This is a genomic window from Enterobacter dykesii, assembly GCF_008364625.2.
GTDB lineage: Bacteria > Pseudomonadota > Gammaproteobacteria > Enterobacterales > Enterobacteriaceae > Enterobacter > Enterobacter dykesii.
Map to the genome: position 1 here is coordinate 2,052,184 of NZ_CP126604.1, position 13,438 is coordinate 2,065,621.

Consider the following 13,438-nt stretch of genomic DNA (forward strand, 5'->3'; position numbering starts at 1 on the left):
AAAGTTAATATAAATCAAAATCTCAAACGGCAGTATCAGTATGGTTGATGGCAGTTATTTTTTACCCCAACTGCCATTCTAGTTGGTGTAGTCAGCGGGCGCTGTCGCTTCTGAAGAAGTGGCAGCGATCCACGGCTTTCTAATTAACGAGTCTTAATCATGGAAAACACCTTATTACAGGCCAACGCGACGCTGCCTCAGTACGATCGCGACAGCCTTAAAGCACGCATTGTACATTTAGGCTTCGGCGCATTTCACCGCGCGCATCAGGCGGTGTATGCCGACATTCTCGCGGCTGAGCACGGCAGCGACTGGGGCTACTGTGAGGTTAACCTGATTGGCGGCGAGCAGCAGATCGCCGATCTGAACGCGCAGGATAACCTCTACACCGTGGCGGAGATGTCTGCCGACGCATGGACATCCCGCGTGGTTGGTGTGGTCAAAAAAGCGCTGCATGCGCAGGTGGACGGGCTGGAGAGCGTGCTGGCGGCGATGTGCGAACCGCAGGTGGCGATTGTCTCGCTGACCATCACCGAGAAAGGGTACTGCCACTCACCGGCGACCGGCCAACTGATGCTCGATCACCCTTTTATCGTCGCCGACCTGCAAAACCCGCACCAGCCGAAATCCGCGCCAGGCGTGGTGGTGGAAGCGTTGGCGCGTCGCAAAGCGGCGGGTCTGCCGGCGTTTAGCGTGATGTCCTGCGACAACATGCCGGAGAACGGCCACGTGATGCGCAATGTGGCCTGCGCGTACGCCCGGGCGGTAGACGGCGAGCTGGCGGACTGGATCGAGGCCAACGTCACCTTCCCGTCAACCATGGTGGACCGCATCGTGCCGGCGGTTACGCCTGATACGCTGGATAAAATTGAACGGCTGACCGGCGTGCGTGACCCGGCGGCGGTCGCCTGTGAACCGTTCCGCCAGTGGGTGATCGAAGACAACTTTGTGGCAGGACGTCCCGAGTGGGAAAAAGCCGGAGCCGAGCTTGTGTCAGACGTGATCCCGTTTGAAGAGATGAAGCTGCGCATGCTCAACGGCAGCCACTCGTTCCTGGCGTACCTGGGCTACCTGGCCGGATACCAGCATATCAACGACTGTATGGAAGATGAGAACTACCGCCTCGCCGCGCACGCGCTGATGCTTAACGAGCAGGCGCCCACGCTGAAAGTGAAGGGCGTTGATTTAGCTCGGTATGCCGATCTCCTGATTGCCCGCTACGGCAACCCGGCTCTGCGCCACAGGACATGGCAAATCGCGATGGACGGCAGCCAGAAGCTCCCGCAGCGTATGCTGGACTCCGTGCGCTGGCACCTGGTCCACCAGAAACCTTTCCCACTGCTGGCGCTGGGTGTGGCAGGGTGGATGCGCTATGTCGGCGGCGTGGATGAGAAGGGTAACGCCATCGACGTGAGCGATCCGCAGCTGGCGGTGATTCAGGCGGCGGTGAACGGAAGTGCGGAAGGGGAAAGCCGGGTCAACGCGCTGCTCGGCATTGAGGCCATATTTGGTAAAGAGTTACCGCAGGAGCCGCGCTTTGTGGCTGCGGTGATGGCCGCGTACCGGTCGTTGCTGCAACAGGGGGCGAAAGCGACCGTCGCGCATTACGCGTCTCAACGGTAATTCAGCACATGCCGCCGTGCGCGGCGGCATGTCTGCGCACAGCTTAGTGCATCCCCAGGCGAATCAGCTCAATCGGCTCGAACTTACCTTCGCATCCTTCCACTTCAACCGTTTTGCTGCGGCGTACCTGCGCGGCATCCAGCCCGTCGCTGTGGATCGCTTTAATCACGCCAGTTTTACCCGTGCCGCTAATCATGACGCGGCTGCCGGTGGTGATTGCATTGCGGTTACGGTCGTATGTCATCATGGTATATTCTCCTCTCTAACCTGTTCGTTACGGCGCTATTTCGGGTTTTGCCGTTCACGGGGCATATAAATACGCCTGTCCGCGCTTCATGTTTTTGTTTTTGATCAAACTCACACTTTTTTCTTTATTTCGTCGGGCGCTGACGGTTCAGGACGGTAATTTACAAAGGGGACCATTATTTTCATTAATTGATAGTTTCGACAGGGAAGCGTTGAGGGTTGGTTTATATTCCCGATGTCATCCTGTGTGCAGGAAATAACCCTTTCATCGGAATAAGGAGTCAGGCTTATGTATAAGAACATTTTGATGCCTGTAGACGTGTTTGAAATGGATTTGAGCGACAAAGCGGTTCGCCACGCGGCAAGCCTTGCGAAAGCTGAGGGCGCGTCGATCACCCTGGTCAATATTCTGCCTGCCAGCAGCCGGTCTCTGCTGCGCGGTTTCAACGCCGATATTAAAAAGTTTGAAGAGTATATGACTGCGGAATCCGGGAAGAAAATGAACGAGTTAAAAAGACTGTTCGATATCGCCCCTGAGAATATTCACAGCATGGTGCGTTTTGGCAACGTCCGCGATGAAATTATCAAGCTAAGCAAGGAGGGGAAATATGATGCGATTGTCATCGGGTCGAAAAATCCAAGCATCTCCACCCATCTGCTGGGTTCAAATGCGGAATCTATTCTGCGCTACGCCACGATCCCGGTGTTAGTCGTTCGCTAATCACGCCGCCGCACCCGAAAGGGGCGGCGAATATTACTCTTCGCTAAACCACTCGCTATTTTCCTGACGAATAAGCTGCACGGATTCGCTGATTTCCTGCAGATGCAGCGTCATCGCTTTTTCCACGCCGTCCGCATCGCGTTTTTCCAGCGCGCTGAAAATATCATGATGCTGTCGGAGCAGCATTTCCGGCGGGGAGACGTGATCGAGGCTCATGTAGCGCACGCGGTCAATGGTGGCCTTGATGTTCTCGATGGTGTCCCAGGCCAGTTGGCAATCCGCGATCTGCGCCAGCTTCTGGTGGAATTCATCGTCAAGCTGGAAGAAATCATTGAGCTGCTTGCGGTCAATCGCAATACGCTGCTGGTGCAGGTTTTGCTCAAGCTGGTAACACTGGTTGTCGTTGATAAGCGTTGCGGCACGGCGCGCCACCGCGCACTCAATGGCCTGGCGAACGAAACAGCCGTTGCGTACCTGAGAGAGTGAAATTTTGTTCACGTAGCTGCCGCGCTGCGGGCGGATCTGAATCAGTCCGTTCTCGGCAAGCTTAATAAACGCTTCACGCACCGGCTGACGGGAAACGTCAAAACGCACGGAGACCTCTTTTTCAGAAAGCGGCGTTCCCGGTGGGATCAGGCAATGGACAATATCACGTCGCAAAATGCGATAGATTTGCTGGTTAACGGGCTGGGTGGGATTGAGTTGCGATTCAGCGGCCATGAGTTGTCATTTCTCAGAGAGTTAGCCTGAACATACTACCATTCTTTTATAACCCGAAACAGACCCGGCCCGCAGGCCGGGAAGGGCAGATTTAGCCTCGATGGACGCTAAGTCCGGCATAACTCTGGCTGACTGGCATCATTTCCACGGTATTGATGTTGACGTGTTTTGGCAGCGTCGCCACCCACCAGACCGTTTCGGTCACATCTTCCGGCGTCAGCGCGTTCGCATTTTCGTAGGTTTTGCCCGCTTTCGCGTCATCGCCTTTGAAGCGCACGTTGGAAAACTCGGTGCCGCCCACCAGGCCCGGCTCGATATCGGTGACGCGAATGGCGGTGCCGTGCAGGTCGGTACGCAGGTTAAGGCTGAACTGGCGTACAAACGCTTTCGTTGCGCCATAAACGTTGCCGCCCGCGTAAGGCCAGCTTCCGGCGGTGGAGCCGATGTTGATAATGTGGCCGCGGTTGCGCTCGACCATGCCCGGCAGCACCGCGCGGGTCATATAGACCAGCCCTTTGTTATTGGTGTCGATCATGTTTTCCCAGTCTTCAACGCTGGCTTTGTGGGCGGGCTCCATGCCCAGCGCCAGACCGGCATTGTTGACCAGCACGTCGATGGCTCGCCACTCGGCGGGCAGGTTGGCAATCATCTCTTCGATAGCCGCGCGGTTACGCACGTCCAGCTGCGCGGTCAGGATGCTGTCGCCTAATTCGTCCTTCAGCTCCTGCAGGCGCTCCTGACGACGGCCCGTGGCAATAACCTTGTGCCCGTTGGCGACGAAGCGACGCGTGATGCTTTCACCAAAACCTGCCGTTGCCCCGGTAACTAAAATAATCATCTCACTGTTCCTCAACGCTTTTTGTGTTGTACTAACATAGCACGGCCGCAGAGGGTGCGTTAAGGCAACATTTGTATGACGGCGTTGCAGGGGATGACGGCCTGGCCTACTCTGGGAGGATACCCGTACTCAGGAGTGAAAGATGACGGCCACGAATCCCTTTTTTGACATCAGCCTGTTGCCTTACCAGGCCCCCCATTTTGATGAAATCAACGATGGTCACTATCGCCCGGCCTTCGATGAAGCGCTTCGCCAGAAGCGGGCAGACATTGACGCCATTGTGTCCCAAACCGCTGCGCCGGACTTCACCAACACCGTGCTGGCGCTGGAGAAAAGCGGCGCCATGCTTTCGCGCGTCAGCAGCGTATTCTTCGCCATGACCTCCGCACACACCAATGCGTACCTGCAGGAGCTTGAGGAGCAGTTTTCCACCGAGCTTGCCGCGCTGGCAAACGACATCTGGCTGAATGACACACTTTTCGCCCGCGTGGAGAGCGTCTGGCAGGACCGTGCCGCGCTGGACGACGAATCCCGTCGGCTGGTCGAGGAGACGTATCAGCGGTTTATTCTGGCCGGGGCGCGTCTCAATGAAACGGAAAAAGCCGAGCTGAAGGCGCTGAATACCGAGGCGGCGACCCTGACCAGCCAGTTCAATCAGCGTCTGCTGGCTGCCGATAAGACGGGTGGGCTGGTGGTGGATTACGCGCACCAGCTTGATGGGCTCAGCGCCAGCGAGATCGCCGATGCGGCGCAGGCTGCCGCGGAGCGAGGGCTAAAAGATCGCTGGCTGATCCCGCTTCTGAACACGACCCAGCAGCCGGCGCTTTCCGCGCTGCGCAATCGTCAGACCCGCGAAAACCTGTTCAAAGCAGGCTGGACGCGCACCCAGAAAGGGGATGAAAACGACACTCGCGCGCTGATCCTCCGCCTAACGGCGCTGCGCGCCCGGCAGGCCCGCCTGCTGGGCTTTGACGATTACGCCAGCTGGAGTATCGCCGACCAGATGGCGAAAACCCCGGACGCCGCGCTGGAATTCATGCGCGGCATTGTGCCCGCCGCCCGCGCCCGGGCAGAGCGCGAGCAGGCCGATATTCAGAAAGTCATTGATGACGAGCAGGGCGGTTTCACCGTGCAGGCCTGGGACTGGGCCTTTTATGCCGAGCGCGTGCGTCAGGCAAAATATGCCCTCGATGAATCGCAAATCAAACCCTATTTTGCGCTCAATACCGTTTTGCACGATGGCGTATTCTGGGCCGCAAGCCAGCTGTTTGGCATTCGCTTTGTGGAGCGCTTCGATATCCCGGTGTATCACCCGGACGTCCGCGTCTGGGAAATTTTCGACCACACCGGTGAGGGCATGGCGCTATTTTACGGCGACTTCTTTGCCCGCGATTCCAAGCAGGGCGGGGCCTGGATGGGGAATTTCGTCGAGCAATCCTTCGAGCTTGCTGCCCGTCCGGTGATCTACAACGTCTGTAACTACCAAAAACCGGCTAACGGCGGCGTCGCGCTTCTCTCCTGGGATGACGTGATAACCCTGTTCCACGAGTTCGGCCATACGCTGCACGGTCTCTTTGCCAGCCAGCGTTTCGCCACCCTTTCCGGCACCAATACGCCGCGTGATTTCGTTGAGTTCCCGTCGCAAATCAACGAGCACTGGGCCAGCCATCCACAGGTGTTTACCCATTATGCGCGCCATTACGAAACCGGTGAACCGATGCCGGACGCGCTGCGGGAAAGCATGCTCAACGCGACCCATTTCAACAAGGGTTATGACATGACGGAGCTGCTGGCTGCCGCGCTGCTGGACATCAACTGGCACGGGATCAGCGAAGCCGTTTCGAGCGTGGACGCGTTTGAAACGGCAGCACTGAAAAAAGAGGGGCTGGATCTGCCCGCCGTACCGCCGCGCTATCGCAGCAGCTATTTTGCCCATATTTTCGGCGGCGGCTACGCGGCGGGATATTACGCCTACCTGTGGACGCAAATGCTGGCGGACGATGGCTATCAGTGGTTTGTCGAACAGGGCGGCCTGACTCGTGAAAACGGGCAAAAATTCCGCGAGGCGATTTTGTCCCGTGGTAACAGCACGGATCTGGCTGAACTTTATCGCAGCTGGCGCGGGCACGATCCGAAAATCGAACCGATGCTGGAAAATCGCGGATTGAGCGAATAGAGCCCTTTGGGCAGAAAACAGAACCGGGCGTGAAGCCCGGTTTTTTTTATCTTACAACCAGCACAGGGCATTTCGCATGCCGCACCACTGCCGCAGCGTTCGAACCCAACAGATACGTCGATATGTCAGGTTTGTGGGAAGCGATGATAATGAGGTCGGCATCGATCGTGTCAGCGAGCTTAAGGATTTCATCTTTTGGAGCTCCCGTCACGGCGTGAGTCTGTATCTTGTCGGGAGGAATTTTGAATTGCTTAACGATTTCATCCAGCTTCGCTAAGGCCGCGTGCTGGAATTCTTTCAGCTTCGGCATTTCTACCGGGTAGGCCAAACCTAATGATGAATAATACGGAAGTGATGGAATGACAGTAAGAAAGTGAACTTTAGCTGTGTTAAGTGCTGTATGTGCCTGAACGAAGGGGATAACCATGTGCGTCAGGCTATCCTCCGAAATGTCAATTGGAACCAAAATTGAGTTATACATTTGTCCCTCCTGAGTGTTTTTCACACAATTCAGGGTAGACCGTTAATTTCAGGAAAACAGAGAGCAAGCTGTCATAACGGGGACAAATTTCGGTTATGTGATAGGCGTACAGTCGAACCGGCCTGCGAACTCGTCAACGTGGCGTGACAACGAACAGGGGGATTCGGGGATGAATCTCTCCGCGTCACGGTCCGTTTTCTGCAAAAGCCAAAGCCTCAACCGGGCGCAAGGCCCGGTACCTTGTTCATATTGCGTGGCAGCTGACGGACGCGATAATTTTATTTCCGCCCATATTACCCATAATCAGATCGAGTAATTTTCGGTATTCCTCCCGGGTCATCACCTCCGCGCGAATTTCAGTTTTACCTTCAGCTTGCGCCGTTGCCGAATAAATCGCTTTCAGACTTAACGTCAATTCTTTCGCCATATTTACGACGCTCTGCCGCACCGCATCTTCATGCTCATCATTGCAGGTGATTTTAAGTACATAGCATTTTTCGCCTTCATGGAGCACGGGCAGCTGATTAATTCGCTGCGCGGCTTCGCGAAGCAATATGTTGGCGCAGAGAATAATTAGGCTGGCCATCGCGGCATTCCAGAATTGGCCTAATCCGCAGAGCACGCCAATTCCGGCCGAGCACCACAGCGTCGCGGCGGTGTTCAGACCTCGAATATTCATTCCTTCACGCATAATGACGCCTGCGCCAAGAAAGCCTATGCCGGAGACGATCTGCGCTGCGATACGCCCCGGGCTATCAGGAGAAGTCGATACCGAACTTAAAATGAACACTGCCGCACCCGTGGCAACCAGTGCATTGGTACGAAGTCCGGCCATACGCTGGCGCCACTGTCTTTCCGCGCCAATAATTGCGCCCAGCAGCATCGCTGCGAGCAGATGAGAGATATAAGGGAACATCAGCCTGTCGCCTGTTAACGTTATAAATAATAAGCGTCAGTGCTTTGCTAAGCACATCATAACGCCGTTTAAATGCTAAACGTGTCAGGACGACGGTGGCGGAAAGAGTGAATGTGTAAACATGAACATGCGATGCCCCACAAATTGAGTGGTTTTACTATTTCGGGATACAATCGCTTACAGAGGATTGCTGCCCACCGTTTCAGGTAAGCAGCGAGAAAATCGCGCTAGCTTACCTTCGTATCGACTATAAAATAACTTTCCAACGAAGGACTCCTGTGAAAATTTATTGCCAGTATAGTCAGGGTCGATAATGAGTAAAGCGAAAAAACAGCCTCCGTTATGAATTGTTTAAGTACGGGAGACATATTTTTTAAGACGTCATCTGATTTTCAAAAATACCCGCTATACTACATTTCCTTTTTTACTGGCGATAACAGACAAAGGCAGGAAGTATGTCTCTTCGTTCGCTGCGGGCATTGTGCCTGACAAGTTTTTTCATCGCGGATGTCCGCGATGGCCTCGGTCCTTTTCTCGGTATTTTTCTGACCGAGCGCCACTGGGCTCCCGATGATATCGGCATCCTGATGACGGCCGGTGGGCTGGCGGGATTACTGGCCACGCTGCCGGCGGGATTCATCACCGACACCTCGCGCAGCAAGCGGACCGTGCTGGCGCTGGTGTGCCTGCTCATCACTCTTAGCACGCTCCTGCTCTGGTTTAGCCAGCAGAGCGCTGTTGTCGCCGTTTCGCAAATTGTCTCCGGTATCTGCGCGGCGTTTGTCGGTCCGCTGATCGCCGGAATTACCCTGGGGCTGACCGGCCAGAGCGGATTCAGCGCGCAGATGGGCAAAAATGAGGCGTTCAATCACGGCGGCAACTTTGTTACCGCACTGATTGCAGGTGGCATTGCCTGGTACTGGGGCGTCGGCGGGATTTTCCTGCTGATGACCTGTACGACGCTGTTAACGCTCTGCGCGCTGCTTGCCATCCGCAACGAGGATATCGATAACGACGCGGCGAGGGGGCTCTCTTCCTCAGCGAGCCTGCCGGTTCCCGGCTTTGCCGTGCTGATTAAAAACCGGGCGCTGTTTGTGACCGGACTGACGCTGCTGCTGTTTCACCTGGCGAACGCCGCGCTGTTGCCGATGCTGAGCATGAGGGTGGCCGCTGCGCCCGCCTCGATCAACCCCGGTTTGTACGCGGCGGGCACCGTTATCATCTCTCAGGCCGTGATGATCCCCGTCGCCATCTGGGTCGCCCACCGAATAGACCGCTACGGCTACTGGCGCTTGATTATGCTGGCGCTGCTGGTGATGCCGGTGCGCGCCGCGCTGGCGGCGTCTACGGACGCGCCGCTCATGATGATCCCGGTACAAATCCTCGACGGGCTGGCCGCAGGGATCCTGGGGGTTGTGGTTCCATCGTTTATCGTGGTGCTGTTGCGCGGGAGCGGGCACGTCAATGCCGGGCAGAGCGTGGTGATGCTGATGCAGGGGATTGGGGCATCCATGAGCCCGGCGTTAACCGGCACGATTGCGGGTCATTACTCATTTGCCACGGCATTCAGTGTCCTGAGCGCGATTGCGCTGGTGGCCGTCCTGCTCTGGTGGTGCTTTGCGCACCGGAGCTGGGAAACAGACAGTACGCCGGGTGGGGCATAGCCGCCACCCGGCGTCACGCTTACGCCAGTTCGTTAGGGCACGCTTCGCCCTTTTCCAGCTGCTGCAGGTTACCCAGCGTGGTTTCTGAAATGCTGATCAGCGCTTCGGCAGTCAGAAACGCCTGGTGTCCGGTAAACAGCACGTTATGACAGGCAGACAGGCGGCGGAACACGTCGTCCTGGATCACATCATTCGACTTGTCCTCAAAGAACAGATCGCGTTCGTTCTCGTACACGTCCATCCCCAGCGCGCCAATTTTCTGAGTTTTCAGCGCTTCGATAGCGGCCTGAGAGTCAACCAGCCCGCCGCGGCTGGTGTTGATGATCATCACGCCATCTTTCATCTGGTCAAACGCCGCCTGGTTAAGCAGGTGGTAGTTTTCCGGCGTCAGCGGGCAGTGCAGGGAGATCACGTCAGACTCGGCGAACAGGGTCGGCAGGTCGACGTATTCCACGCCCAGCTCCAGCGCAGCGGCGCTCGGGTATGGATCGAACGCCAGCAGACGCATGCCGAAGCCTTTCAGAATGCGCAGGGCGGCGACGCCGATTTTACCGGTGCCGATCACGCCCGCGGTTTTGCCGTACATGGTAAAGCCGGTCAGCCCTTCCAGGGAGAAGTTGGCATCACGGGTGCGCTGATAAGCGCGATGAATACGACGGTTGAGCGACATCATCATGCCAATCGCATGTTCCGCGACCGCTTCCGGGGAGTACGCCGGGACGCGCACCACCCTCAGACCCAGCTCTTTCGCCGCGTCGAGGTCCACGTTATTAAAGCCCGCGCAGCGCAGGGCGATATACTTCACGCCCTGTTTTTTCAACTCTTCCAGCACCGGACGACTGCCGTCGTCGTTAACAAAAATGCAGACGCCTTCACAGCCGTGCGCCGTTTTGGCGGTTTTTTCGGACAGCAGAAAGTCGAAAAATTCAAGCTCAAACCCGTAAGCCTCGTTAACATGTTGCAGATACTTTTTGTCGTACTGCTTTGTGCTATATACCGCGAGTTTCATAAGACTTTCTCCAGTGATTTTGCATTCACGTTAGCATGATTAAAATTATCTTACAATTTCTAAAATATTATTGAATTCAATAAGTTCTATCAATTATTCTAGAGCATCTATCCTTAAAAATGGCATTCCCTTCTACTGACTGGCTAAACATGCGACAATGATCGGCACTGCCGGCTTAATTCTTTCGCTAAATCAGGATATTAACTGCCCATGAAGGGTAAATACAAAGCCGCTCTTGCGCTTTTACTGCTGTTCATACTGTTGCCGCTGACGCTGCTGATGACGCTCGCTCAGTGGGTACCGACTCTCGCCGGGATCTGGCTGCCCGTCGGGACGCGCATCGCTTTCGAAGAGAGTCCGAAACTTACCCGCCACGCGCTGGTGATCCCCGATCTTCGCTATCTGGTTGAAGACTGCGAAATTGCCCGCATCGATAGCGTGACGCTGTCACATCCAAGCCGCTGGAAGCTGGATATCGGCGCGCTGGATCTTAACTCCGTCTGCCTGAGCAAAATTCCCCAGTCTGCGCCCTCAACGGTCGCCCCCAAAACGCTGGCGCAGTGGCAGGCGGTGTTACCCAATACCTGGATCACGGTTCACCGTCTGACGCTGTCGCCCTGGCAGCAGTGGCAGGGCGAGCTGCATGCGTCGCTGACGCCGTCCATTCAGGAGCTCGCCTATAAAGGCGAGCAGGTCAGCATTAAAGGCACGCTTCGCGGTCAGACGCTCTCGGTCAGCCAGTTCGATGTCCAGCTCCAGGACCAGCCGCAGCCGATTAAGCTGGTGGGCGAGTTTACCTTGCCGCTGGTGCCGGACGGCGTGCCGGTGAAAGGCCACGCGGTGGCGACCTTTAACGTGCCACAGTTGACGTCTCTGGTCGATGCCGATCTGGACTGGGAAGACAATCAGGGACAGCTGGTGGTGATGGCGCGGGACAATCCCGATCCGCTGCTCGACCTGCCGTGGCAGATCACCGCGGAACAGCTCAACATCAGCGACGGACGCTGGAACTGGGATCTCTCGGGGATGCCGCTGAGCGGGCGGGTATCCCTTCGCGCCGACAACTGGCAGCAGGGGCTGGATAACACCACCCTGACCGGACGGCTGAATGTGCTTACCCAGGGTGATGCGGGGAAAGGCAACGCGGTACTGAATATCGGGCCCGGCAGGCTCAGCATGGAAAACAGCGACATGCCCCTGCATCTGAGCGGTGAAGCGAAGCAAAACGATCTCATTCTTTACGCAAAATTGCCCGCCACGCTGACCGGCAGCCTGTATGAACCGCAGCTGGCCTTTGAGCCGGGCGCGCTGCTCCGCTCGCGCGGGCGCATCATTGACTCACTCGATATCGATGAAATCCGCTGGCCGCTGGCGGGCGTGAAGCTGACGCAGAAGGGCGTGGACGGTCGATTACAGGCGATTCTGCGCGCCCATGAAAACCAGATGGGGGATTTTGAACTCCACCTGGACGGCCAGGCCAACGACTTTTTACCTGATAACGGCCTGTGGCAGTGGCGCTACTGGGGGAAAGGCGGTTTTACGCCGATGCATGCCCGCTGGGATGTCGCCGGGAAAGGCGAGTGGCGCGACAATCTTATTGAGCTGACGGCGCTCTCCACCGGTTTTGACAAGCTCCAGTACGGCACGATGGAGGTCAGCAAGCCGCGCCTGGTGCTGGATCAACCGGTGCGCTGGCTGCGTGACCCTGAAAAACCGGCCTTCAGCGGCGCGCTGTCGCTCAACGCCGGGCAAACCCGTTTCTCCGGCGGCAGCACGTTGCCGCCCTCGGTCCTGACCTTCAGCGTCGACGGCACCGACCCGACTATTTTTCAGTTTAAGGGTGACCTCCATGCGGACGAAATCGGCCCGGTACAGGTGAACGGACGCTGGGATGGCGTGCGCCTTCGCGGGCAGGCCTGGTGGCCAAAACAGTCCCTTACCGTCTTCCAGCCGTTGATCCCGCCGGACTGGAAAATGACGCTGCGCGACGGGGAGCTTTACGCGCAGGTCGCCTTCTCGGCAGCGGCCGATCAGGGCTTTGAGGCCGGTGGGCACGGCGTGCTGAAATCCGGCAGCGCCTGGATGCCGGATAACCAGATTAACGGCGTCGATTTTGTGCTGCCTTTCCGCTTCAGCGAGGGTACCTGGTCCCTCGGCACGCGCGGTCCGGTCACGTTGCGCATTGGCGAAGTGGAAAACCTGGTGACCGCGCGCAACATTACCGCCGATTTACAGGGGGACTATCCCTGGACGGAGGACAATCCGCTGCTCCTCACCAACGTGAAGGTGGAAACCCTCGGCGGGAAGATCACCATGCAGCAGCTGCGGATGCCTCAGCACGACCCGGCCCTGCTGCGCGTGGACAATATCTCTTCGAGCGAGCTGATCAGCGCCGTTAATCCGAAACAGTTTGCCATGTCGGGGCCGGTGAGCGGGGCGCTGCCGTTCTGGCTGGACAATGAAAAATGGATCATTAAAGATGGCTGGCTGACCAACCCGGGGCCAATGACCCTACGCATCGACAAAGATACGGCAGACGCCATCGTGAAGGATAATATGGTGGCGGGCGCGGCGATTAACTGGCTCCGCTATATGGAAATTTCGCGTTCGTGGACGAGAATCAATTTAGATAATCTGGGTGAATTAACCATGCAGGCGACCATCAAGGGGACCAGCCGCGTCGATGGCAAAAGCAGCTCCGTCAACCTGAACTATACCCATGATGAGAATGTCTTTACCCTCTGGCGCAGCCTGCGCTTTGGAGACAACCTGCAAACCTGGTTTGAGCAACATGCGGCGATACCTGCTCCCCGCAGTTTGACTGGCAAGGAAAGTGAGGAACAACAATGAAAAAGATGGCTGGTGTGCTCACCGTTGCCGTTGCCGCGCTACTGACCGGCTGTACGCCGCGCATTGAAGTCGCGGCGCCAAAGGAGCCGATTACCATCAATATGAATGTCAAAATCGAACATGAGATCCATATTAAGGTCGATAAAGACGTTGAAACCCTGCTGAAATCGCGCAGCGATCTGTTCTGAGGATGC

Annotated in this window: 12 protein-coding genes; 6 read left to right on the plus strand and 6 right to left on the minus strand. The window is 56.7% G+C overall.

The features are described 5' to 3' along the window. Positions 1-159: 159 nt before the first annotated feature. Positions 160-1,623 carry a mannitol dehydrogenase family protein gene (locus F0320_RS09940; protein WP_126328427.1) on the plus strand — a complete coding sequence of 488 codons (1,464 nt, stop codon included), beginning with the start codon at positions 160-162 and terminating at the stop codon, positions 1,621-1,623. 43 nt (positions 1,624-1,666) lie between these two features. On the opposite strand, the gene ydfZ is transcribed toward F0320_RS09940, so the two are convergent. Beyond that, complete coding sequence (gene ydfZ, locus F0320_RS09945; RefSeq protein WP_014883679.1) at positions 1,667-1,870, minus strand: putative selenium delivery protein YdfZ; 204 nt, start codon at positions 1,868-1,870, stop codon at positions 1,667-1,669. 288 nt (positions 1,871-2,158) lie between these two features. Between ydfZ and F0320_RS09950 the strand changes: the two genes are divergently transcribed. Then, a complete protein-coding gene (locus F0320_RS09950) occupies positions 2,159-2,590 on the plus strand; it encodes a universal stress protein (protein ID WP_033145406.1) in 432 nt (143 codons plus the stop codon). Between the two features lie 33 nt (positions 2,591-2,623). On the opposite strand, the gene F0320_RS09955 is transcribed toward F0320_RS09950, so the two are convergent. Continuing rightward, entirely contained in the window at positions 2,624-3,310 is a 687-nt protein-coding gene (locus F0320_RS09955; protein ID WP_047651360.1) for a GntR family transcriptional regulator, read from the minus strand. A gap of 91 nt (positions 3,311-3,401) precedes the next feature. Then, positions 3,402-4,148: a bifunctional NADP-dependent 3-hydroxy acid dehydrogenase/3-hydroxypropionate dehydrogenase YdfG gene (gene ydfG / locus F0320_RS09960; protein WP_047651361.1), complete on the minus strand. Its 747-nt coding sequence runs from the start codon at positions 4,146-4,148 to the stop codon at positions 3,402-3,404. A gap of 142 nt (positions 4,149-4,290) precedes the next feature. Between ydfG and dcp the strand changes: the two genes are divergently transcribed. Next, entirely contained in the window at positions 4,291-6,324 is a 2,034-nt protein-coding gene (gene dcp, locus F0320_RS09965) for a peptidyl-dipeptidase Dcp (protein WP_126328428.1), read from the plus strand. A 46-nt stretch (positions 6,325-6,370) separates the two neighbouring features. On the opposite strand, the gene uspF is transcribed toward dcp, so the two are convergent. After that, complete coding sequence (uspF, locus tag F0320_RS09970) at positions 6,371-6,805, minus strand: universal stress protein UspF (RefSeq protein WP_126328429.1); 435 nt, start codon at positions 6,803-6,805, stop codon at positions 6,371-6,373. Positions 6,806-7,049: 244 nt separating this feature from the next. Next, positions 7,050-7,721, minus strand: a complete 672-nt coding sequence (locus tag F0320_RS09975; protein WP_033145409.1) for an MgtC family protein — start codon at positions 7,719-7,721, stop codon at positions 7,050-7,052. A gap of 455 nt (positions 7,722-8,176) precedes the next feature. Between F0320_RS09975 and F0320_RS09980 the strand changes: the two genes are divergently transcribed. Then, entirely contained in the window at positions 8,177-9,385 is a 1,209-nt protein-coding gene (locus tag F0320_RS09980; RefSeq protein WP_047651364.1) for an MFS transporter, read from the plus strand. A gap of 19 nt (positions 9,386-9,404) precedes the next feature. Here the strand turns inward: F0320_RS09980 and F0320_RS09985 are convergent, their stop codons facing one another. Continuing rightward, positions 9,405-10,394: a 2-hydroxyacid dehydrogenase gene (locus F0320_RS09985; protein ID WP_047651365.1), complete on the minus strand. Its 990-nt coding sequence runs from the start codon at positions 10,392-10,394 to the stop codon at positions 9,405-9,407. 210 nt (positions 10,395-10,604) lie between these two features. Here F0320_RS09985 and F0320_RS09990 point away from each other — a divergent pair, with 210 nt between their 5' ends. Next, positions 10,605-13,244, plus strand: coding sequence for a YdbH family protein (locus F0320_RS09990; RefSeq protein WP_126328430.1), 2,640 nt, complete (start codon positions 10,605-10,607; stop codon positions 13,242-13,244). Then, complete coding sequence (locus F0320_RS09995; RefSeq protein WP_014169918.1) at positions 13,241-13,432, plus strand: YnbE family lipoprotein; 192 nt, start codon at positions 13,241-13,243, stop codon at positions 13,430-13,432. Before F0320_RS09990 ends, F0320_RS09995 begins: the two co-directional genes overlap by 4 nt. Positions 13,433-13,438: the final 6 nt, after the last annotated feature.